Annotated in this window: 19 protein-coding genes; 2 read left to right on the plus strand and 17 right to left on the minus strand. The window is 66.7% G+C overall.

What is annotated here, in order from left to right; all coding sequences use genetic code 11:
• Window positions 1-9: 9 nt before the first annotated feature.
• The 16 genes from QFZ61_RS00255 to QFZ61_RS00330 all read right to left on the minus strand — a co-directional run bounded on the left by QFZ61_RS00255 (window position 10) and on the right by QFZ61_RS00330 (window position 18,873).
• The gene (locus QFZ61_RS00255; RefSeq protein ID WP_307032241.1) at window positions 10-1,356 is read right to left on the minus strand and encodes an MFS transporter; all 1,347 of its coding nucleotides are present in this window, start codon (window positions 1,354-1,356) and stop codon (window positions 10-12) included.
• 85 nt (window positions 1,357-1,441) lie between these two features.
• Window positions 1,442-2,209 carry an SDR family NAD(P)-dependent oxidoreductase gene (locus QFZ61_RS00260; protein ID WP_307032242.1) on the minus strand — a complete coding sequence of 256 codons (768 nt, stop codon included), beginning with the start codon at window positions 2,207-2,209 and terminating at the stop codon, window positions 1,442-1,444.
• A 34-nt stretch (window positions 2,210-2,243) separates the two neighbouring features.
• Complete coding sequence (locus tag QFZ61_RS00265) at window positions 2,244-3,197, minus strand: 3-hydroxyacyl-CoA dehydrogenase family protein (protein ID WP_307032244.1); 954 nt, start codon at window positions 3,195-3,197, stop codon at window positions 2,244-2,246.
• The gene (locus tag QFZ61_RS00270; RefSeq protein ID WP_307032245.1) at window positions 3,194-3,724 is read right to left on the minus strand and encodes a ribose-5-phosphate isomerase; all 531 of its coding nucleotides are present in this window, start codon (window positions 3,722-3,724) and stop codon (window positions 3,194-3,196) included. The genes QFZ61_RS00265 and QFZ61_RS00270 overlap by 4 nt, the downstream gene beginning before the upstream one ends.
• An 11-nt stretch (window positions 3,725-3,735) precedes the next feature.
• On the minus strand, window positions 3,736-5,457 hold the full coding sequence (locus tag QFZ61_RS00275; protein WP_307032247.1) for a dihydroxyacetone kinase family protein: 1,722 nt from the start codon (window positions 5,455-5,457) through the stop codon (window positions 3,736-3,738).
• 97 nt (window positions 5,458-5,554) lie between these two features.
• Window positions 5,555-6,553, minus strand: coding sequence for a sugar phosphate isomerase/epimerase (locus QFZ61_RS00280; RefSeq protein ID WP_307032249.1), 999 nt, complete (start codon window positions 6,551-6,553; stop codon window positions 5,555-5,557).
• A gap of 81 nt (window positions 6,554-6,634) precedes the next feature.
• The gene (locus tag QFZ61_RS00285; protein WP_307032251.1) at window positions 6,635-7,324 is read right to left on the minus strand and encodes a GntR family transcriptional regulator; all 690 of its coding nucleotides are present in this window, start codon (window positions 7,322-7,324) and stop codon (window positions 6,635-6,637) included.
• Window positions 7,325-7,352: 28 nt separating this feature from the next.
• Window positions 7,353-8,228: an NAD(P)-dependent oxidoreductase gene (locus tag QFZ61_RS00290; RefSeq protein WP_307032253.1), complete on the minus strand. Its 876-nt coding sequence runs from the start codon at window positions 8,226-8,228 to the stop codon at window positions 7,353-7,355.
• The gene (locus tag QFZ61_RS00295; RefSeq protein WP_307032255.1) at window positions 8,225-9,706 is read right to left on the minus strand and encodes a four-carbon acid sugar kinase family protein; all 1,482 of its coding nucleotides are present in this window, start codon (window positions 9,704-9,706) and stop codon (window positions 8,225-8,227) included. The genes QFZ61_RS00290 and QFZ61_RS00295 overlap by 4 nt, the downstream gene beginning before the upstream one ends.
• A gap of 59 nt (window positions 9,707-9,765) precedes the next feature.
• Window positions 9,766-10,542 (minus strand): SDR family NAD(P)-dependent oxidoreductase, encoded by a 777-nt coding sequence (locus tag QFZ61_RS00300; protein ID WP_307032257.1) that lies wholly within the window; start codon window positions 10,540-10,542, stop codon window positions 9,766-9,768.
• Window positions 10,543-10,551: 9 nt separating this feature from the next.
• Window positions 10,552-11,901: an MFS transporter gene (locus QFZ61_RS00305; RefSeq protein ID WP_307032259.1), complete on the minus strand. Its 1,350-nt coding sequence runs from the start codon at window positions 11,899-11,901 to the stop codon at window positions 10,552-10,554.
• A 181-nt stretch (window positions 11,902-12,082) separates the two neighbouring features.
• Window positions 12,083-12,811 (minus strand): FadR/GntR family transcriptional regulator, encoded by a 729-nt coding sequence (locus QFZ61_RS00310; RefSeq protein WP_307032261.1) that lies wholly within the window; start codon window positions 12,809-12,811, stop codon window positions 12,083-12,085.
• Window positions 12,812-13,011: 200 nt separating this feature from the next.
• Entirely contained in the window at window positions 13,012-13,914 is a 903-nt protein-coding gene (gene sucD / locus QFZ61_RS00315) for a succinate--CoA ligase subunit alpha (RefSeq protein ID WP_307032263.1), read from the minus strand.
• Between the two features lie 13 nt (window positions 13,915-13,927).
• Window positions 13,928-15,097 carry an ADP-forming succinate--CoA ligase subunit beta gene (sucC, locus tag QFZ61_RS00320; RefSeq protein WP_307032265.1) on the minus strand — a complete coding sequence of 390 codons (1,170 nt, stop codon included), beginning with the start codon at window positions 15,095-15,097 and terminating at the stop codon, window positions 13,928-13,930.
• Between the two features lie 254 nt (window positions 15,098-15,351).
• Complete coding sequence (pcrA, locus tag QFZ61_RS00325; RefSeq protein ID WP_373427178.1) at window positions 15,352-17,928, minus strand: DNA helicase PcrA; 2,577 nt, start codon at window positions 17,926-17,928, stop codon at window positions 15,352-15,354.
• Window positions 17,929-18,000: 72 nt separating this feature from the next.
• The gene (locus QFZ61_RS00330; protein ID WP_307032270.1) at window positions 18,001-18,873 is read right to left on the minus strand and encodes an inositol monophosphatase family protein; all 873 of its coding nucleotides are present in this window, start codon (window positions 18,871-18,873) and stop codon (window positions 18,001-18,003) included.
• 93 nt (window positions 18,874-18,966) lie between these two features.
• On the opposite strand from QFZ61_RS00330, the gene QFZ61_RS00335 reads away from it, so the two are divergent.
• Window positions 18,967-19,629 (plus strand): hypothetical protein, encoded by a 663-nt coding sequence (locus QFZ61_RS00335; protein WP_307032273.1) that lies wholly within the window; start codon window positions 18,967-18,969, stop codon window positions 19,627-19,629.
• Between the two features lie 42 nt (window positions 19,630-19,671).
• Here QFZ61_RS00335 and QFZ61_RS00340 read toward each other — a convergent pair whose 3' ends face one another.
• Window positions 19,672-20,745, minus strand: coding sequence for a hypothetical protein (locus QFZ61_RS00340; protein ID WP_307032275.1), 1,074 nt, complete (start codon window positions 20,743-20,745; stop codon window positions 19,672-19,674).
• Between the two features lie 200 nt (window positions 20,746-20,945).
• Between QFZ61_RS00340 and QFZ61_RS00345 the strand changes: the two genes are divergently transcribed.
• Window positions 20,946-21,098, plus strand: a complete 153-nt coding sequence (locus tag QFZ61_RS00345; RefSeq protein ID WP_307032277.1) for a hypothetical protein — start codon at window positions 20,946-20,948, stop codon at window positions 21,096-21,098.
• Window positions 21,099-21,121 lie beyond the last annotated feature (23 nt).

The raw sequence follows: 21,121 nt of genomic DNA on the forward strand, positions 1-21,121 counted from the left end.
TGGCCGGATTTAGTCCAGCAGCTCATCCGCCTTGTTCTTGAACCGCTTGGTAGCGAACATCATCGCCGCCGCCACAAAGGGCATAACACCGAGGGCGTAGACGCCCATGGAGCCGGTCGGCGACTGAGTGGCCTCGTTGACCGCGGTCCGCAGGATCGGGGCGACGAAGCCGCCGAGGTTGCCCAGCGAGTTGATCAGGCCGATGCCGGCGGCAGCCGCGGAGCCGGCGAGGAACGCCGTCGGGTAGGACCACACCACTGGACCCACGGCCAGGAAGCTGCAGACAGCCAGCGTAATGAAGATCATGCCGATCACGGGCTGGTGGTTGGTGCCGGCCCAGGCCGAGCCGAAGATGCACAGGCCGGTGGAGATGAACAGGGCGGTGCCGAACTTCCGGCGCTTGGCCACCGTGTCTGCTGCGCGGCCGATGAAGTAGCAGGCGAAGATGCCGAAGAACCACGGGACGGCGATCAGCAGACCGACGGCGAGGCCGACCTTCTGCCCGGTCAGGGAGGAAACCTGCTGCGGCAGGAAGAACGTCACACCGTAGACGGCGATCTGCAGGCAGAAGTAGATGGCGGTGAAGTACCAGACCCGGCCGTTGCGCATCGCGGCGAGGATGCCGCGGGGGCCCGTCTCGTCCTTGATGGTGTCCTCCAGAGCCATGACTTCCTTGAGCGCGAACTTTTCTTCGCCGCTGAGGAACTTGGCCTTTTCCGGGCCGTTGATCAGGAAGAAGAAGGCCGCAATGCCGGCCAGGACGGCGAGCAGGCCCTCCACGAAGAACATCACCTGCCAGCCGCGGAGGCCGGGAACCTGGTCGCCGATGTTGATCAGCCAGCCGGAGAGCGGGTTGCCGATCATCTGGGAGAACGGCTGCGCCAGGTAGAAGATGGCGAACATCTGCACGCGCACCTTGTTGGGGAACCACTCGGCGAGGTACATGATGACGCCGGGGAAGAGCCCGGCCTCAGTGACGCCGAGGAGGAACCGCAGGATGACGAAGGAGGTTTCGCCCTGCACGAAGGCGAAGCACGCCGAGACGATGCCCCAGGTGATCGCGATGCGGGCCAGCCAGATCTTGGCGCCGACCTTCTTGAGCAGCAGGTTGCTGGGGATCTCGAAGATCGCGTAGCCGATGAAGAAGATGCCCGCGCCGAGGGCGAAGGCCGCGGCGGAGACGCCCTTGTCCGCGCCCAGGGCGGCTTCGGCGAAACCGACGTTGGTCCGGTCCAGGAACGAAACGACGTACAGAATGACCAGCATCGGCATCAGCCGGCGGGCCGCCTTGGAGATCGCGGACTTCAGGACCGGGCGGGCCAAAAGCTCCTTGGATGTTGCGGTGGTTGCGGACACAGCACTCTCCTTCGAGTGATGAGGTGGGGTGGTTCGCCCGCGGGCCGGCGGCCCGCGGTTCGTCAGCGGCTCCCTGGTGGGGCCGTTAGTGCATGTACAGGCCGCCGTCGACGTTGAGCGTCTGCCCGGAAATGTAGCCTGCGTCTTCGCCGATCAGGAAGTGGATGGCGGCCGCGATGTCGCGGGTGCTGCCGACCCTGTTCACCACCAGGTCCTTGACCAGTTCATCTTTGCGTTCCTCGCTGAGGGTGCCGCCCATGATGTCGGTGTCGATCGGACCGGGTGAGATGGCATTGACGGTGATGTCGTACTCGCCCAGTTCGCGGGCGGTGGCGCGGGTCAGGCCGATGACGCCGGCCTTCGCCACGGAGTACGGAGTTTTGCTGAAGGTGCCGCCGCCGCGCTGGGCGGAGACGGAAGAGATGTTGACGATCCGTCCCAGCCGGTTCTTGGCCATGGATTCGGCGGCCCGGCGGGTCGCGTAGTGGACGCCGTTCAGGTTGATGTTGAGCACCCGGTCCCATTCGGCGGCGTCGAGCTCAAGGTAAGGTACCGGGGAGCTGACACCGGCAACGTTCGCCAGCGCGATCAGCTGGGGCAGTTCGGCCTCGATTTCGTCGATTGCGGCACGGACCGAGGCCTCGTCGCCGATGTTGGCACCGACGCCGTGGGCCTTCACCCCGTGCTTGCCGGCCAGTTCCTTGGCGACGGCTTTGCTGGCGGCGTCGTCGAGGTCGATGACGCCGACGTTCCAGCCGCGTTCGGCGAGGAAGTCGGCGGTCGCCCGGCCAATGCCGCGTTCGGAGACGGCGCCGGTGACGATCACGGTGCGCTCAGCGGGGAATGCGCTCATAAAGGTTTCCTTTGAAAGTTCGCGGGACGGGCGGTCAGCCAAGGGGGGCCGGGCCGAGCTCTTCGATCAGCTTCTGCATCGCAACGTAAGCCTTGTTCCGGTAGGCCACGAGCTCGGCGGTCCGCTCAGCGGGGACGTTCAGGAAGCCGGAGCCGGTCTTGGTGCCGAGCTGGCCGGCGTCGACCTTTTCCTGCAGGATCCGCGGGGTGGCGAACCGCTCCGGGAATCCGGTTTGCAGTGACTTGTAGCAGAAGGCGTAGACGTCGAGCCCGGCCATGTCCGCGATGGCGAACGGGCCGAAGAACGGCAGCCGGAAGCCGAAGGTGGTGCGCACCATGGTGTCCACGTCTTCCGCGGTCGCGATGCCTTCCTCGACGACCTGGGCGGCCTCGTGGAAGAGGGCGTACTGCAACCGGTTGAGCACAAAGCCGGTGACGTCTTTGACGGTGGCCGTTTCCTTGCCGGTCTCCCCCACGATGGCACGGGCGGCTTCGACGGTAGCGGCTGAGGTGCCCTCGTGCGGGATGACTTCCACGCCGGGAATGAACGGTGCGGGGTTGGAGAAGTGCACGCCCAGGAAGCGCTCGGGGTTCACCACCACCTCGGCCAGCTTGGCGATGGAGATGGTGGAGGTGTTCGAGCCGATGATGGCGTCCGGGCGGGCGGCAGCGCTGATCCGCGCCAGGGTGCCGTGCTTGATCTCGATGACCTCAGGCACGGCTTCTTCGATGTATTCGGCGTCGGCGACAGCCTCTTCGATGTCCTTCGCGGCCCACAGGTTTTCCTTGAGCGTTTCGGTGGCGCCGGCCGGGAACAGGCCCGCCGCGACGAATTCGTCCGATTCCTTGAGCAGGCGCTCGTAGTTGCTCTGGGCGATCTCGGCCGAAACGTCGGCGAGCGCGACCCGGGCTCCGGCGAGAGCCAGGACCTGGGCGATCCCGCCGCCCATGTAGCCGGAGCCGACGACGGCAATGTTACGAGTGGTCATTTGATTGTCTGTCCTTCCGAAGCACCCTCATAGGAGTGGATTGCGTCTACTTTGGCCGCGGAGGCGGAGGTCTCGTCGAAGCGGTGGCCGAGCCATTCGCGGACGAGTTTCTTGGCCAGTTCCAGCCCGATTACCCGCTGGCCCATGGTCAGCACCTGGGCGTTGTTGGAAAGCACGGACCGCTCCACGGAGTAGCTGTCGTGCGCGGTGACGGCGCGGATGCCGGGGACCTTGTTGGCCGAGATGGCCACGCCCAGTCCGGTGCCGCAGATCAGCAGAGCGCGGTCCGCTTCACCGTTGGCGACCTTGCGGGCCGCCGCGACGGCCAGGTGCGGGTAGGCGGTGCTGTCGTCAGCGCCGACGCCGACGTCCTCCACGGACGCGACCCGGGGGTCCGCCTCGAGCAGCTCGCGCAGGGCGTTCTTGTATTCGACGCCGGCTTCGTCGTTTCCGACGACGATCCGCCAGCCGGGCTGGGCGGTGTTGTTTTCAGGGCTGTTTTTTTCTGGGCTGTTTTTTTCAGGCAAGAGAAACTCCTTCAGCTGTTTTCGATGGAGGCCGCGTAGTCGGCCATCCGGTCGGCGATCAGGCCGAAAGATACGGCGCCCGGGTCCGGGTGGCCGATGCTCTTTTCGGCCAGCGGGCGGGCCCGGCCCTTCTTGGGGCTCAGCGCCGCCGTGGCGTCCGCGGCTTTGGCGGCGGCGTCGGCAGCGGTCCGCAGGCTGCGGGCCAGGCCCTCGCCGCCGTCGATGGACCGGTTGAAGACTTCGGCGAAGGGAAGCAGCGCGTCCACCATCGTCTTGTCTCCCGCTTCGGCTTTGCCGAGCGTGATGATGGCGTCGCGGAGCGCGTCGACCGCGGCACCGGCGTCGGCGGCGGTGTACGAGTCCTTGCTGCCAAGGGCCCGGCCGACGGCGGTGACGGCCGCGCCCCAGAGCGCCCCGGAAGTGCCGCCGGCACGTTCGGCCCACTGCTCGCCGGCGGCGGCGAGGACTTCTTCCAGCCCGGCACCGGCGGCGTGGGACTGTTCCGCCGCGGCGACGGCTGCGTCCACGCCGCGGCGCATGCCGATGCCGTGGTCGCCGTCGCCGGCAATGGCGTCGAGCTTGCCGAGGGCCTCCTCGTGTTCGACGACGACGGCCTGCGCCACCTTCAGCGCACCCACGGCCGTGGCGGCGAGCGCGGTGGACGCCGCGGTGACGGCCATCGCCGGCGTCGTTCCGGCCTCGGTCTGCTCGGACACGGTCCGGGCGCGGCGCGGGGCCAGGTTTCCCTTGCGGAACGCGGGGGTGTCGGCGGGCGCGGACCAGAACTTCTCCAGTTCCTCGTCCAGCCAGAACAGCGTCAGGGACAGCCCGGACATGTCCAAGCTGGTGACGAGCTCACCGCATTCCGGTTCAACGGTCTCCAGTCCGGCGGCGGTCAGCAGTGCTTCGACCTTTCCGAACAGCAGGAAGAGCTCGTCGTATTTAACCGTGCCCAGGCCATTGAGGATCGGCACGACGCGGCGGCCCGCGGTCTCCGGCTTGTCCTTGAGCAAGCCGTCCACCAGCAGCGCGGCCAGTTCGCTGGCGGTGGGAAGCGGCTGTTCCGAGATTCCCGGTTCGCCGTGGATGCCGAGGCCGACGGACATCATGCCCTCGGGCACGGTGAACAGCGGTTCCGCGGCGCCCGGAAGCGTGCAGCCGGCGAAGGCGACGCCCAGGGAACGGGTGTGGTGGTTGGCTTTGATCGCCAGCCGTTCCACCTCGTCCAGGTCCAGTCCCGCTTCCGCGGCGGCCCCGGCGACTTTGAAGACGGTGAGGTCCCCGGCAATGCCGCGGCGCTTCTCGATTTCCTCCAGCGGGGCACTGGCGATGTCGTCCGTGACCAGCACGGTTCGTGTGTCGATGCCCTCGGCGTTGAGCTTGTCCTGCGCCTGGCCGAAATGCAGCACGTCCCCGGCGTAATTGCCGTAGCTGAGCAGCACTCCGCCGCCTGTCTGCGCTGCCTTGGCGACGCGGTAGACCTGGCCTGCGGAAGGCGAGGCGAACATGTTGCCGCAGGCGCTGCCCGCGGCGAGTCCGGCGCCCACCAGCCCGGCGAACGCCGGATAATGCCCCGACCCGCCACCGATCACCAGCGCGACGTGGCCGTCCGGGGATTCGGTGGAGCGGACCACCCCGCCGTCCACCCGCGCCACGTACTGGCGGTGGACGGCGGCGAAGCCGTCGAGGGCGTCATCCGCGAAGCGTGCGGGATCATCAAATATCTTGGTCATGATTCCTCGTTGAACCGGTTGGGGCGGGTGGAGGGGGCAGCGGGCCGGGCGCCGGACTGTTCTTGCCGGTATGGCGCCGCGGTCGCTGCGGGTTGGCCTAGCGTGCCGCGACGGCGGCGGGCTGCTGCCGGCCCTGGGCCACCTTGGACGTGCCGAGGGCGTAGCCGTCCCGCCTGGGCAGGATCTGGCGGCGCAGGTAGTCCTGGTTTGAGGCGGTGACGCTGAGGCCGTCGCCGCCGTAGTGCTCGGTGCAGATGATGCCCTGGAAGCCGGCCGAGATTGCGACCTGGAAGGCCTCGCGGTAGCTGATCAGACCGGATTCCATCGGCGCGGGCATGGCGACGTACTGGTTCTTGGCGCGGTTTTCGTCCCGGATGTAGTTCTTGACGTGCCAGTAGTTGGAGTAGGGCAGCGCCTTCTGCACGACTTCACGCCAGTCCTCGATGGGCCGGTGCAGGCGGATGAGGTTGCCGATGTCCGGGTTGATCCCGACGTTGGGCAGGTCGATGTCCTGGACCAGCTGTACGGAGGAGTCGGCGGTGCCGAGGTAGGTGTCCTCGTACATTTCGAGGGAAACCAGGAGTCCGAGTTCCGCGGCATGCCGGCCCACTTCCCGGATCCGGGTGACGGCCTTGTTCCAGGTTTCCTTGTCCCCCACCGGGTCCTTGTGTCCTTCGACGGTCCAGAACCAGAGCTGTTCGCGCTGTTCCGGGGTGAGGGCCTGGTGCAGGCCGATCGAGACGACTTCGCAGCCGAGCTGCGCGGCAGCGTCGATGGTGCGGTGGGTGTAGGCCAGGTTGTCTTCCCAGTTGGCGGCGTCGATGACGCTGCGGCGGATGGCTGAGATGGCCGGCAGGCCGATCCCGGCGCCGTTGGCGGCGGCGGTCAGCTCGTCGAGCCGTGCCGGGCTGAGGTCTCCGGGCCGCACCCAGCTGTCGGTGAGGTCGGCGTTGGCGAAGCCTGCGTCGGCCACTTCCTGGAAGACCCGCTGCCATTCGGCGATGGGGGCGTCCTGAACGGACGTGCCATCGGCCATGGTGCCCGGGAACTGCAGCAGGGCCGCGGTGATGGGCCAGTTTTCGGCGGTGTACGACATTGTCACTCCCAAATCTTGAATCACATTTCCTATAGGATTCACCGTGATGCCGACCCTTGTCAAGGGGTCTGGGGTCTTTGCCTAGCTGCGAATTTCGCTGTCGTGCTGGGCGCGCTGCTTGACGCCCTCGATGTGGGCGATCATCTTCTGCCGCGCCAATTCCGCGTCACCGGCCTCGAACGCGCGCAAAATTTCGGTATGTTCCGCGATCGCGAAATCAGCGTCGGTGACGCCGAGTCCACCGAAGAAGCGGAAGCGCTGCACCTGACCGCCCAGCGCGTTGTACGCGGAGAGCAGGAACTGGTTGTCCGCGTACTCGGCGATAAGCCGGTGGAAGCGTTCGTCTGCCTCCCAGTAGGAGCGGAACTCCGCGAAGGAGGGTCCCCGGGGCGCGGCCTTCAGGTCGGCGATGGCCTGGGCCAGCTGGGCGGTCAATTCCTTGTCGGCGCGCCGGCAGGCCATCAGGGCGTTGGCGGGTTCGATCACCAGGCGCGCGTCCATCAGGTCGGCGAGCTCGTCCCGGGTGAAAAGCGGCGCCACGCGGTAACCGCGCAGGGCGGCGCGGCGCACCATGCCGGTCGCCTCCAGCCGGGCGAGCGCCTCCCGGACCGGCGTCGGCGAGACGTCCAGTTCCCGGGCCATGCCGTCGATGCTGACCGGTGTCCCGGCCTGCAGCCGGCCGTCCATCAGCGCGATGAGCAAAGCCTCGTACACGTGGTCGGCGAGGACCTGCCTGCTGACCCCCCGGGGGGCCTGATCCTTGATAGCCATACAGAAATCCTATAGCCGTAATCGCAGCCTACTGGCGCCCGCGCAGGACCTCGATCACGGTGGAGTCGTCCTGCCGGCCAAGGCCTGCGCGCCGCCCGCTGAGGTAGAGCTGTTCCGCCGCGGAGGCGAGCGGCGCCGGGTAGGTGCTCTCCCGTGCCGCGTCCACTACCAGGCCCATGTCCTTGACGAAGATGTCCAGGGCGCTGCGGACCTCGGTGTTGTCCGGGTCCACCATGCGGGAGCCCCGGTCGTCGAACATGAACGACGCCGCGGCGCCGGAGCGCAGCACCTCCCAGGTCTGTTTGGGATCCAGGCCGAGCGCCTCGGCGAAGGCCAGGGCCTCCCCCGCCGCGGCGATGTGCACACCGCAGAGCAGTTGGTTGACGAGCTTGACCTTCTGTCCGTCGCCGACCTCCGTTCCCACGACCGGGGCGGAGCTCGCCATCGCATCCAGCAGCGGCCGCACCACGGCCAGGGCACGCTCGGAGCCGCTGACCATCATCAGCAGGTCGCCAGTGGCGGCCCGCTTGGTACCGCCGGAGACCGGCGCGTCGACGAGTTCGACGTCGAACGCTGCCAGCCGCTGTGCGAGCGACACCACGGCGGCCGGGCCGACGGTGGCCATCAGCAGGACAACGGTCCCCGGGCGCAGCGCGGCGGCGAGCTGGTCGGAGCCGAACAGCACCGCGTCGGCCTGGGCCGGCGTGGCAACCATCAGGGCGACGACGTCGGCCTCCGCGACCGCTTCCTTGGCCGTGGCAGCGGGGGTAAGGCCCGGGACGGCCAGGGACTCCGCCCGTCCTTCCGCCACGTCGAAGGCCGCGACCTCGTGTCCGGCCGCGGCGAGGACGACCGCCATCGGTCCGCCCATCGCCCCCAGTCCGATCCATCCGACCTTGCTCATGGGGTTACTTCCTCTCGTGGGGCTGCGGACGCCGGGGCGCCGCGGAACAGTTCGATGGTGTCGGCGAGCGCGTTTTCGTTCCCGACGTTGCCGGCGAAGACGACGTACGGCATGCCCTGCACGCCGGGGGCGGCTTCATCCGGCCGGAGGACCGAGACCATGCCGGGGAACAGTTGACCCAGCACGGTGGCCCGGCGGATGCCGAGCCCGCGGACGGCCACGTCGTGGGAGGTGATGCCGCCCTTGGCGATGACCCAGGCGGGTTTGGCCGCCAGGGCGGCCTGCACCACTTCGATCAGCGCGCCGGAAACACTGCGGGCGATCTCCAGGCTGGCGGCGGCGTCGGACCCCTTGAGCAGCGACCGGGAGGTGTAGAGCAGGACGTCGGCGCCGGCGAGGGCGTCGACCACCTTGGCCGCCGTGTCGGTAATGTGGGCGCCGCGGGTGGCCGGGTTGACCAGGGCGGGAACGGACAGTTCGATCTCGGTGACGCCGCCGCGAGCCTGGGCCGCGGCGACCTGGCGGGCCGTCTGGCCGACATGGGAACCGACGACGGCGAGGCCGTGCCCAGCGGGGCGGCCGGCGGGCCAGATGTCCTTCGCCTGCAGGGTCGGTTTGGGATCGAGCCCGGCGAGCGCACGGACAAAGGACGGCCCGGTGCGGTGCAGGAACAGCTTGCCTTCACGCTGGACCTGCTGCAGGCCGAGCACCACGATTTCCAGGTCCGCGAACTCGGTGGCGTTGACGACGACGAGCTGCAGGTCATGGGCCGAGCGCAGGATGTCCGCGACCCGGTCCTCGCCGCCGGTACGGATGTCGTCGAGGCCGATGCTGAGCACCTGCTCCCGGGTGACGGTGCCGCCGCTTTTCTCCGCGACGAAGTCCTTGAGGTCCGAGGACCGGTAGCCGAAAGTGGCATCCTTGGCGAACTCGGTGTCGCCGGCCGGTACGGCTTCGCCCCCCACCATTGCCCAGTGCACGTCCCCGGCAGTGAAGCGTCCGGCTTCGAAGTAGGACGGGACGAACAGTACGCCGTCGAAGCCGCGGCCGGTGACCTCGCGCCGGACGGCGTCGAGCGTGCGGATTTCGGCCATCACATGGCCGCGGAGCGTCGAGTCGCTGCGGCTGACCAGGTCCAGGGGCGCGTCGAGCCTCTGCTCGAGTTCGAACAGCGCGCGGCCTGCTGCCTGGTTGAGGACAACGGCGTCGGCCTCATCGAGGCTGCGGGTGTTGGTGAGAATGAAGGAGGTGGACGCCGGCTCAGCGAGGGCTGCAGCGTATTCGGCGGCGTCGAGCACCGTGACCACCGAGACACCGTACACGGACTGCGAGCCGGTCGGATCGTCGTCGAGCACGGCGGTCCGGCGGCCGGTCGCCAGCCGGTGGTCGCGGATTCGCTGACGGGCGTCAGGGAGCCGGACCGGCTCCGGCGCGGCGGGCACACCGGGATGTGCGGCGGGGCGGGTTTCGTGGGTCATGCTGGATCCTTCCGGGTGCCGTGCGGCCGGAGCCGCACGGCACTGCCAGAGCGCTGAGGTCAGGAAACCTGCAGGCCGCCGTTGATGTCATAGGTGGCCGCCGTGATGTAGCCGGCGTCCTCGCCCAGGAGGAAGGCCATCAGCGCAGCGACTTCTTCGCGGCTGCCGACCCGGCCCATCATGATGCCCTCGGACATGGCAGCCTTGCGCTCTTCGCTCAGGGTGCCGCCCATGATGTCGGTGTCGATCGGGCCCGGCGCCACGGCGTTCACCGTGATGCCGAACTCCCCGACTTCGCGTGCCAGCGCGCGGGTGAAGCCGAGAATTCCGGCCTTCGAGGCGCTGTACGCGACCTTGGAGAAGGTGCCGCCGCCGCGCTGCGCCGAGATCGAGGACACGCTGACGATCCGGCCCAGCCGGCGTTCGATCATGCCCTTGAGGACGCGCTGGGAAACGATGAAGGTGCCGCGCATGTTGATGGCGAAGACCTTGTCCCATTCGGCGACGGTGGTTTCCATGAACGGCGTCGGGGAGCTGATCCCGGCCAGGTTGGCCAGGCCCACGATCGGCGGCATCGACGCTTCGACTTCACTGATGGCCCGGTCCACCGACGCTTCGTCCGATACGTCGGCCCCGACGCCGATCGCCTTGACCGCGCGGTTCGATCCGATCTCAGCTGCGGCGGCCCGGGCGTCCTCGGCGTTGATGTCCAGGATCGCGATCGACCAGCCGTCCCGGGCCATCCGGTCCGCTGTGGCCCGGCCGATGCCGCGGGCCGAGGCGGCGCCGGTCAGGACGACGGTCCGTTCGGCGGGGAAAGTGTTGTTCTCTGTCATGGGGATTTCCTAGCGGTTGTTCTTGGCGGGGGCCGCAGCTGCGGGGGCGGTGACGCCCTCCGGCCGGTTGCGGGCGTAGAGGTAGGTGGCGACGGCGGTGATGGCGAGGCAGGCGGCCAGGAAGACGAGGCCGCTCTGGCTGTTGCCGGTCGCGTCCTTGAGGATGCCGACGATGTACGGGGCTACGAAGCCGCCCAGGTTGCCGAGCGAGTTCACCATCGCGAGCCCGGCCGCGGCGGCGGCGCCGGTCAGTGCCGCGGACGGCATGGCCAGGAACGGGGCGATGGCGGAGTAGATGCCCATGGCGGCGAGGGTCAGGAAGACCATGGCCAGCACGGCGTTGACCGGGAGCAGGAACCCGGCGCCGAGCAGGCCGATGGCGGCCAGCACCATGCTGGCGCTGGCGTGCCAGACCCGGTTGCCGGTGCGGTCCGAGCGCTTGCTCCAGAAGTAGACGAACACCGCGGCGATGGCGTACGGGATGAAGACAATGAAGCCGACCTGCACGGAGTCGAACTTGCCGAGTGCCTTGACGATGGTCGGCAGCCAGAGGCCCAGACCGTAAATGCCGCAGACGAGGCCAAAGTACAGCGCGGAGTAGGCCAGGGTGCGCGGGTCCTTCAAGCCGGCGAGGAAGTTGTGCTTCCCGTCCTTCTGCTTGTCGGCCAGTTCCTTGCTCATGGTGGTGGAAAGCCACTCGCGCTCTTCCGGCTTGAGCCACTTGGCGTGTTCCGGCCGGTCGGTCATGACGAAGGGCGTGATAATGCCGAGCACGATCGCCGGGATGCCTTCGAGGATGTAGAGCCACTGCCAGCCGTGCAGGCCCGCGACGCCTTCCAGGCCCAGCAGCATGCCGGAAACCGGTGCGCCCAGGGCGTTGGAAATCGGCTGCGCGAGGATGAAAATGCCCAGGACGGTCACGCGCTGCGCGGCCGGGAACCAGAGCGTCAGGTAGAAGAGGATGGCCGGGAAGAAGCCGGCTTCAGCGGCGCCGAGCAGGAAGCGGATGATGTAGAAGGTGGTCTCGCCGTTGACCAGGAACATGGCCGTGGCGAAGATGCCCCAGCTGATCAGGATGCGGGCGATCCATTTGCGCGCACCGAAGCGGTACATACCGCCGTTGCTGGGGATTTCCAGCAGCGCGTAGCCAAGGAAGAAGATCCCGGCGCCCAGGCCGTAGGCGGCTTCGGTCAGACCGATATCACCCTGCATGCCGAGCTTGGCGAAGCCGACGTTGTTGCGGTCGAGGTAGGCGACGAAGTACAGCAGGACGATCAGCGGCATGAGCCGCCGTCGGACTTTCCGGAGCGTGGTCTGGCCCAGTTCGCTCAAGGCGGGGGCCGCAGTCAGGGAGGTCATCGCGGGCCTCCACCGGTGGTCAGGGTGCCCTGGGAAGGGACGTGCGCGCGCATGAAGACTCCTTTGGCTTGCGGCTTTTTGGGGGTAGACATCAGATGTCTGATGTCTTCCTGAGATTCTAGTCACACCGAGCCGAGGCGTCAACAGGAATGGGGTGCAGGCGAGCGGTGGCTGCGAGGCGTTAACTTGCGGCTACGTCGCGGCTGTCCGCCGCCAGGTACCGCTCGTAATCCTCAAAGGTCTGGGTGATGTGCGTGTCCATCGCGGTGCGCGCGGCGGAGGGTTCGCCGGTGGCGATGGCCGCGAGCACCAGCTTGTGATGATGGATAGCGTGCCGCTGCACGTCCGGAAACGCCGAGGTCTCCCGACGCATGGCGTAGAGCAGGGTCGACAGCTGGCCGAGCAGGGCCGGCACGAAGGGGTTCCCGGAGGCCCGCAGCACCGTGTCATGGAAGGCGATATCGGCCACGGTCAGGGCATCGACGTCGCCGGCGTGGTGCGCAGCCTCCATCCGCTCGATGCTCTCCTGCATCGCGGCGATGTCCGCGGCGCTGTGCCGGGACGCGGCGAGCTCCGCGGCGCCGGTCTCGACCATCCGGCGGACTTCGAGCAGCCGCAGCGCCACCTGGTCCGAGGCCACGCCCCGCGAGGCCGCCCGCATGATGGCATCCAGCCCGGTCCAGCGCTCGGGCGGATTGACGAAGGTGCCCAGCCCGCGCTTCACGTAGACGACGTTCTGCGCCTTGAGGGCCTTCATGGCTTCGCGCGCAGTCAGCCGGCTGACCCCTGATTCCTTGGCAATGTCAGCCTCGGGCGGGAGGGCGTCGTGGGCCTTGATCTGGCCGCTGAGGATGTATTCGAGGACTCTGTCCACGACGACGTCGACCAGCGTGCGTCGCGTTTCTGCCATGGTGATCCCCTGCCTGTGCGCGGTGAGGCGCGCGTTTTGCCTTTCCTAAACCCTACTAGACCGGCGGGCTCGACCGATCTCGGCCGCCGCTTAAACAAGGACGGGTCACCTCCGGCCAATCCCACCGGGTGGGACCGGACGGAGGTGACCCCGCGTTGGTGCTCCGGTTCCGCAGTGCTGCGGTGTCGGGGCGGTGAAGCTTAGAGGCCAGCGAAAACTTCGCGCAGCAGCTTGGCGGTCTCGGACGGCGTCTTGCCGACCTTGACGCCGGCAGCCTCGAGGGCTTCCTTCTTGGCCTGGGCGGTGCCCGCGGAGCCGGAGACGATGGCGCCGGCGTGGCCCATGGTCTTGCCTTCCGGGGCGGTGAAGCCGGCCACGTAGCCGACGACCGGCTTGGTGACGTGGGCCTTGATGTAGTCTGCGGCGCGTTCTTCGGCGTCGCCGCCGATTTCACCGATCATGACGATCGCCTTGGTCTCGGGGTCAGCTTCGAAGGCTTCGAGGGCGTCGATGTGGGTGGTGCCGATGACCGGGTCGCCGCCGATGCCGATGGCGGTGGAGAAGCCCAGGTCACGCAGTTCGTACATCATCTGGTAGGTCAGGGTGCCCGACTTGGAGACCAGGCCGATGGGGCCCTTGCCGGTGATGTTTGCGGGGGTGATGCCTACGAGGGCCTCGCCCGGGGTGATGATGCCGGGGCAGTTCGGTCCGATGATGCGGGTGACCTGCTTGCCGTCGGCGTCGACCTTGGACTGGGCCAGGGCCCAGAACTCGGCGGAGTCCTGCACCGGCACGCCTTCGGTGATGACGACGACCAGGCCGATGCCGGCCTCGATGGCTTCAACGACGGCGTCCTTGGTGAAGGCCGGCGGGACGAAGACGATGGAGACGTCGGCGCCGGTTTCTGCCATGGCTTCCTTGACGGTGCCGAAGACGGTGATTTCGTTCTCGCCGTGGACCACGGTGGTGCCGGCCTTGCGGGCGTTCACGCCGCCGACGATGTTGGTGCCGGCCTTGAGCATCAGGGCGGTGTGCTTGGTGCCTTCGCCGCCGGTGATGCCCTGGACGATGACCTTGGAGTCCTTGTTCAGATAAATAGACATAGTCGGGGTCCCTTTACTTAGCTGCGTTGGCGAGCTCGGCAGCCTTGTCGGCGCCCTCGTCCATGGTGGCGGCCAGGGTAACCAGCGGGTGGTTGGCCTCGGCCAGGATGCGGCGGCCTTCCTCGACGTTGTTGCCGTCGAGGCGGACGACCAGCGGCTTGTTCGCGGAGGAGCCCAGCTCGGCCAGTGCGCCGACGATGCCCTTGGCAACAGCGTCACAGGCGGTGATGCCGCCGAAGACGTTGACGAAGACGGACTTGACCTGTTCGTCACCGAGGATGACGTCGAGGCCTGCCGCCATGACCTCGGCGGAAGCTCCGCCGCCGATGTCGAGGAAGTTGGCGGGCTTGACGTTGCCGTGGTTTTCGCCGGCGTAGGCGACGACGTCGAGGGTGGACATGACCAGGCCGGCACCGTTACCGATGATGCCAACTTCGCCGTCGAGCTTGACGTAGTTGAGGTCCTGCGCCTTGGCCTTGGCCTCGAGCGGGTCCGCGGCGTCCTTGTCTTCAAGGGCGGAGTGCTTGGGGTGGCGGAAGTCGGCGTTCTCGTCGAGGGAGACCTTGCCGTCCAGGGCGACGATGTCGCCGGCGCCGGTCTTGACCAGCGGGTTAACCTCCACGAGGGTGGCGTCTTCCTTCTTGAACACGTCCCAGAGCTTGAGGATGACGGCGGCGACCTTGCCGCGCAGTTCCTCGGCGAACCCTGCGGCAGCGACGATTTCGTCGGCCTTGGCCTGGTCGATGCCGACGGCCGGGTCGATCGCAATCTTGGCCAGGGCTTCCGGGCGTTCGACGGCGAGCTGTTCAATTTCCATGCCGCCTTCTACCGAGCACATGGCCAGGTAGTTGCGGTTGGCTCGGTCCAGCAGGACGGAAAAGTAGTATTCTTCGGCGATGTCGGCACCCTGGGCGATCATCACCTTGTTGACGGTGTGGCCCTTGATGTCCATGCCGAGGATGTTGGTGGCGTATTCGAGAGCCTCATCGGCGGTCTTGGCGACCTTAACGCCGCCGGCCTTGCCTCGGCCACCGGCCTTAACCTGTGCCTTGACGACGGTTACGCCGCCAATCTTCTCGGCAGCTGCCTTTGCTTCTTCAGGGGTGTGCGCCACGATGCCAGCAAGCACGGGTACACCGTGCGCCTCGAACATATCGCGCGCCTGATATTCAAACAGGTCCACGGTTGGGTGTCCTTCTACGTCGAAGTAGTTTCTGTACAGCCGGACCCCACGTACTCGCGGTTACCGGGCTGCGGAATAAACGCACCCTGCGACAAGCTTGGAAACGAGCCACACGGCGCAATGCTCCTTTGGGAACTCTAGCCCTTTCAACGGACCAGCCCGACCTACAGTACCTCTTATGTGAGTAAGGACACTATTCTATTGAGCGTAGAAAAACCGCGGAATTCCGGGGTTTTTCCGGCCATCCCCCGACGTCAGGCGCCGATTTTGGTGAGCGGGGCGTACCGCAGCAGGAGCCGTTTCTCCCCCACACCGAACTGCACCTTTGCCACTGTCTTATCCCCTGCGCCTTCGAGTGCCAGCACCGTGCCGTTGCCGAAGCTGGTGTGGTTGACCTTGTCGCCCACGCTGACGGCAACGATCTCCTTTTGCGGCTGGACCCGGTTCTTGGCGATCGCGGCCGGGACATCGGCGTTGAAACCCGCAGACGAGTCGGCGCCGGCGCCGCGGGCGGCGCCGGCGCCCCAAAATGATCCGCTGTAGCGGCTGGACCCGATGGATCCGCTCCCCCAGCTGCTGGCCTGGCGGGCGGAGCCTTCGCGCTTCCACTCCACCAGTTCCGCCGGGATTTCCTCGATGAACTGGCTTGCGGGGTTGTACTGGCTTTGGCCCCACATGCTGCGGACCTCGGAGCGGGTCAGGTACAGCCGCTTCCGGGCACGGGTCAGGCCCACGTAGGCGAGCCGGCGTTCCTCCGCGAGTTCCTTGGGGTCGGTGGCGGAGCGCTGGTGCGGGAACAGCCCGTGTTCCATGCCGGTCAGGAACACGACCGGGAACTCCAGTCCCTTGGCGGTGTGCAGCGTCATGAGCGTGACAACGCCAAGCCGCTTGGCTTCGGCCACCGCCGCGTCGATATCAGCGCCGGGCGCGTCCGGGATCTGGTCAGCGTCAGCCACCAGCGACACTTGCTCCAGGAACGCACCGAGTGATCCTTCCGGGTTCTCCTGCTCGTACTCGCGCACGACGGCGACGAGTTCGGCAAGGTTCTCCACCCGGGATTCATCCTGCGGGTCGGTGCTGGAACGCAGGGTGGCGAGGTAGCCGGTCTGCTCCAGGACCGCTTCCAGGGCGGCGGCCGCCCCGGAGCCGGCGGCCACGACGCCCAGGTCGTCGAGGAGCTTCACAAAGCCCAGCACGGCGTTGACTGAGCGGGTTGCCATGCCCGGTGCTTCCTCGGCGCGGCGCGCGGCTGCCATGAAGGAGATCCGCTCGCGCTGGGCCAGGGAGGCGACGGCGCCCTCGGCCCGGTCACCGATGCCGCGCTTGGGTTCGTTGAGGATCCGGCGCAGGTTGACGTCGTCGTCGGGGTTGACCAGAACCCGCAGGTAGGCGAGGGCGTCCTTGATTTCCTTGCGCTCGTAAAAACGGGTTCCGCCGACCACCTTGTAGGGCAGCCCGACGCGTACCAGGACGTCCTCGATGGACCGGGACTGCGCGTTGGTGCGGTAGAAAATCGCGACGTCGCCCGGGCGGAGGTTGCCCTCGTCCTGCAGCCGGTCAATCTCCTTCGCGATGAACTGCGCCTCGTCGTGTTCGTTCTCGCCGACGTAGCCAACGATCTTCTCGCCGTCGCCTTCCGCTGTCCACAGCCGTTTCTCGGGCCGGTTGGGGTTGCGGGAGATGACCGAGTTGGCCGCGCTGAGAATGGTCTGCGTGGAGCGGTAGTTTTGTTCGAGTTTGATGGTCCGGGCGTCCGGATAGTCCTTTTCGAACTCCACGATGTTGCGGATGTCCGCGCCGCGGAAGGCGTAGATGGACTGGTCGGAGTCGCCAACGACGGTCAGTTCGGCAGCGCCCGGACCCTCGCCGACGATCTCGCGCACCAGGGCGTACTGGGCGTGGTTGGTGTCCTGGTATTCGTCCACCAGCACGTGGCGGAAACGGCGCCGGTAGGAGTCGGCGAGCGCCGGGAAGGCCCGGAACATGTAGACGGTTTCCGCGATCAGGTCATCAAAGTCCATCGCGTTCGCCTGGCGCAGGCGCTGCGTGTAGCCCTTGTAAACCTCGGCAACGGCCTGCTCGAAAGGGTCGCTGTGGTTGGCGCTGGAGGTGTAGCTGTCCGCGTCGATCAGTTCGTTCTTGAGGGCCGAGATCTTGTGCTGGATGGCCTTCGGCGGGAAGCGCTTGGGGTCCAGGTCCAGGTTTTTGGCCACCAGCGTGATCAGCCGGAGCGAATCGGCGGAGTCATAAATGGAGAAGTTCGAGTTCAAACCGACGTTGGCTGCCTCGCGCCGCAGGATGCGGACGCAGGAGGAGTGGAAGGTCGAAATCCACATGGTCTTGGCCCGGCCGCCGACCAGGACTTCGATCCGCTCGCGCATTTCCGCAGCGGCCTTGTTGGTGAACGTGATGGCCAGGATTTCGCCGTGGTGGGCCCGACGGGTCGCGATCAGATAGGCGATCCGGTGGCTGAGCACCCGGGTCTTGCCGGATCCTGCCCCGGCCACGATCAGCAGGGCACCGCCGGCGTGCTTGACCGCTTCTTCCTGCTGCGGGTTCAGTCCCTGCAGCAATTCCTCCGCGTTTGGAAGCCGGGGCCGGTCCCAGTCTTCGTGGTGTCCGGCGCGGCTTCCGCCGTGGTGAGCCCCGTCGTTTCTCTGGGAGTTTTCACCGCCGGTCGCACCGCCGTTCCCGCCGCGGGGACCGAAACCTGGGGCGGACATCAGGTCCGGCATACCGCTGCCAGCCCCCGGGTTTGCGGATGCTTTGGCGGGTGCGGCCAGCTTTGAGGCAGCTTGGAAGGGTCCGTCGGCATAGGGGTCAAACAACATATCCATGGTGTTAACAAGTCTAGGCCGTGCCACTGACAGCCCGATCCGCTGCCCGATCCCGGTCCCGGCTGACTACCCTGCGGAGCCGGACTCCAGCGCGGCGCGCAGCTGCCGCACCGCCGTCGTGCCTCCCGCCAGGAACCACTCCAGGCCGTTGACGCGGACGACGTCGGTGCTGCCGCCGGCGGCGCGCACGATTGCCTGGCCGGGGAGCCAGTCCCATTCCGGGCAGCTGTGTTGAAACCAGCAGTCAAGCTCGCCGTCGGCGACCCGGCCCAGGTCGCAGGAGCCGGAGCCGAACATGCGCAGCGCAGCGGCCGAGGTGGCCGCGGCGTGCCAGGGCATCGCGCACATCGGGTCTGCGAGCCAGGTGGGATGGATGTACGTCGCGGCGCCCAGCTCGGCCAGCGGCGCCTCCGCCCGGCCGCGGCCGCCTGCTTCCCGGGGGCGGAAACTGCTCAGCGGTTCACCGTTGAGCGTGGCCGCCCGCGTGGTGCCGCCGAGCCAGAGCTTGTCCTCCTCGGGCTGGAAAATGGCACCCAGCAACACCCCCGATGAGTCCTTAAGCGCCAGCGCTGAGCACCAGTAGCTGGAGCCGTGCAGGAAATTGTAGGTCCCGTCGACGGGGTCAATCACCCAGGTCCGCCCGCTGTTGCCTCGCTCCGAGGCTCCTTCTTCGCCAAGGATGCCGTCCTGGGGCCGGCAGCGTTGCAACTGTTCGAGCACGTAGGCCTCGGCGGCGTGGTCGGCGGCGGTGACGACGTCGGACACGGACGTTTTCTGCTGGCCTTCCAGGCCGGCCTGCCGCATCAGCAGCGCCAGGTTGCCCGCTTCCCGGACCAGGGCTTCAGCAAGCTGGTAGTCGTCCAGCTCCGGGCTGAGTTCCGCGGTGCTGTGCCTGCCGAGCCGGTGCCTGCCAAGTTCGTTGCTGCCTGTTTCGCTCACCCGCCCACCCTATCGGGCGGTGCGCGGCACTGAACAGCACGCCGAGATCGTCCGCGGTGTCCGCCCTGGCACGGGGCGGGCGATAATGGAGCCATGGCCAAGACCCCCGCCCAGCGGATCAAAAAGCACGGCGCCAGCGCGGCCGTTCCCCAACACCACCTGCCGTCGGTAATCAATCCAAGCACCACCCGGAGCCCGCAGAAGGCGCAAAGCAACAGCAACCTGATTCTGATCGCCGGCGTGGTGGCGAGCCTTTTCCTGTTCTGGTATCTCCACCTGCTGACTTTGAACCAGCTCACCCAATTAAGCGGCGGCCTGCCGATGCCGGATTCGCTGGTCGGCGGTTTCGACCGCGGCTTTGCGGAGCAGTTGCGCTCCGCCATGGACGGCGACGCCCGCGGACAGCTCAATTACGTGCACAAAACGGCCGGAACCTTGTTCCCGTTGATCTTCGGTTTCACCTGGCTGCTGCTGATCGGTACGAACGTGACCCGGAAGTACCTCCGCTGGGCTTTGTGGGCACTTCCGCTGCTGTTCGCCGGCGTGCGCCTCTGGGGTAACTCGGTCATCGACGCCATGATGTCTGCGGACGCGCTCGACGGCGGCCAGGTCGCACTCGCCTCAGGACTTACCGTGGCGGGCTGGGTGCTGCTCGTCCTTAGCCTCGTCGCCGGTGTCGCGGCGGTGTTCTTGGGCGGGAAGACCTCCCGGGCCCGCGCCGGCACCGGCACCGGCACCGGCACCGCCGGACACTAGCAAGCGAAGGCCGGTCCAGGGAAGCTGCCAAACCGGAAGGGATCAGTGGCGGCCGAAACTCGTGAGCTTGCGTCCAATGCGAGACCAAACAGTGGTCCTGCCCAGCTCGGCTAGGAGAACCTCTTTGGCCTGTTGAGCCCGATGCGGGGCACCGGCGGTCCGGAAATGCACCTCTGCCTCTCTCAACGATTGACGAGCAGCAACCTTGTCCCCGACGGCAAGATAGGACCTCCCCAAAAGAAGGCAAACGTCTCCAAGGATTTGCGGCGTCAGGCTTCTTACTGTTGCCCGGATCTCCTCCAGGAGCGTAACGGCAGACCCGGCGTCACCTGCAAGATAGCTCCAGTGCGCCCTGTTGCGCTTGAGAAGCAAGACGTCGGTCTCACTGCCTCCAATGACATCGGTGGCCAGCTCAGCTCGCTCGATGCATCGAAGGGTATCGGCGTCCGCTACATTAGCCGCCAGGCGCATGGCAGCGGAGGCTTTATTGAATTTAGCCCACACGTCCAGGTTTTTGGCCGGCGAAAAAGTTGCTGCCGCAAGTTCGTGGTAGCGGAGCCCCTCCTCTACTCGGTCACAGAGAAACGCGACGTTTCCGATGACCCAATAGGCCTTACCTGCCAACTGATCTTCGATATCGTCAGATACGACACCAGCGAGGTTCATACTTTCCCGCCAAGCGTCGCTGAGCTTCCCACCGTCAGCAAGTGCAGCAATCAGCGCCTGCCTAGCCTTGATGTTGAGTTCCACTTCCGACTCGCCAGCTGTCAGATCCGTAGCGGCCCGGGCGGACGCAGCAGCTTGCTCGAGCAAACCGGCACCTTGGCGCGCCTTTGCCAGCAGAATATGGACGCGAGCTTGGTCATGTAAATTTGCCTGCTCGAGACTGGTGATCAAGCTGGCGGCCAGTGTCTCGCAGTCTCCGAAGCGCTGAGCGTCCAGAAGATTTTCGGCCTGGAGAAAGGTCATATTCCACCAAGACGCGAAGTTCCCGTCCTGCAAAGCGATTTCCGCCGCCCGCTCTGCACTGTTTGCAGCGTCGGCAAAGGCGTGGTTACTACGTTGCTCATGCGCCTTGAGCTCAGCGGCTGCATAGGACGGCGAAACAGAGTGCATGAATTGATTATCGGGGTCGCGGTTAGGGAATGCGACCAAGGCGCGCACAAGTCGAACCAGCGGGGCTCGGTCTCTCGCGCTCATAACATAGGGCGATTCACTCTGGGGCAAATCGTTACAACGCGGCGTGTCGATCACCCTTATACTGAACCTGCAATCACATGAGTCACATACGCCTCTCAGACAACAGGAGCCATAAAATGAAGAAAACCCTCGCAACACTTCTTGTAGCTGGCGCCTTGGCTGCTGCGGGCCTCTCGGCCGCATCAGCAGTGTCCGCCAACGGCGGCGAAGCCGGTCAAGGTTCAGTTATGGCCGTTGACTACTGGCCGAACTCGACCCCGAAGAACTAACACCCAAACCGCGAGGGGCGGGG

The organism is Arthrobacter sp. B3I4 (genome assembly GCF_030816855.1).
GTDB lineage: Bacteria > Actinomycetota > Actinomycetes > Actinomycetales > Micrococcaceae > Arthrobacter.

Excerpts from the sequence above, each read along its gene's own strand:
- QFZ61_RS00260 (WP_307032242.1), bottom strand. The coding sequence starts at position 2,209 with ATGAGCGCATTCCCCGCTGAGCGCACCGTGATCGTCACCGGCGCCGTC.
- QFZ61_RS00265 (WP_307032244.1), bottom strand. The coding sequence starts at position 3,197 with ATGACCACTCGTAACATTGCCGTCGTCGGCTCCGGCTACATGGGCGGC.
- QFZ61_RS00275 (WP_307032247.1), bottom strand. The coding sequence starts at position 5,457 with ATGACCAAGATATTTGATGATCCCGCACGCTTCGCGGATGACGCCCTC.
- QFZ61_RS00280 (WP_307032249.1), bottom strand. The coding sequence starts at position 6,553 with ATGTCGTACACCGCCGAAAACTGGCCCATCACCGCGGCCCTGCTGCAG.
- QFZ61_RS00285 (WP_307032251.1), bottom strand. The coding sequence starts at position 7,324 with ATGGCTATCAAGGATCAGGCCCCCCGGGGGGTCAGCAGGCAGGTCCTC.
- QFZ61_RS00290 (WP_307032253.1), bottom strand. The coding sequence starts at position 8,228 with ATGAGCAAGGTCGGATGGATCGGACTGGGGGCGATGGGCGGACCGATG.
- QFZ61_RS00295 (WP_307032255.1), bottom strand. The coding sequence starts at position 9,706 with ATGACCCACGAAACCCGCCCCGCCGCACATCCCGGTGTGCCCGCCGCG.
- QFZ61_RS00300 (WP_307032257.1), bottom strand. The coding sequence starts at position 10,542 with ATGACAGAGAACAACACTTTCCCCGCCGAACGGACCGTCGTCCTGACC.
- QFZ61_RS00305 (WP_307032259.1), bottom strand. The coding sequence starts at position 11,901 with ATGACCTCCCTGACTGCGGCCCCCGCCTTGAGCGAACTGGGCCAGACC.
- QFZ61_RS00310 (WP_307032261.1), bottom strand. The coding sequence starts at position 12,811 with ATGGCAGAAACGCGACGCACGCTGGTCGACGTCGTCGTGGACAGAGTC.
- sucD (WP_307032263.1), bottom strand. The coding sequence starts at position 13,914 with ATGTCTATTTATCTGAACAAGGACTCCAAGGTCATCGTCCAGGGCATC.
- pcrA (WP_373427178.1), bottom strand. The coding sequence starts at position 17,928 with ATGTTGTTTGACCCCTATGCCGACGGACCCTTCCAAGCTGCCTCAAAG.
- QFZ61_RS00335 (WP_307032273.1), top strand. The coding sequence starts at position 18,967 with ATGGCCAAGACCCCCGCCCAGCGGATCAAAAAGCACGGCGCCAGCGCG.
- QFZ61_RS00340 (WP_307032275.1), bottom strand. The coding sequence starts at position 20,745 with ATGCACTCTGTTTCGCCGTCCTATGCAGCCGCTGAGCTCAAGGCGCAT.
- QFZ61_RS00345 (WP_307032277.1), top strand. The coding sequence starts at position 20,946 with ATGAAGAAAACCCTCGCAACACTTCTTGTAGCTGGCGCCTTGGCTGCT.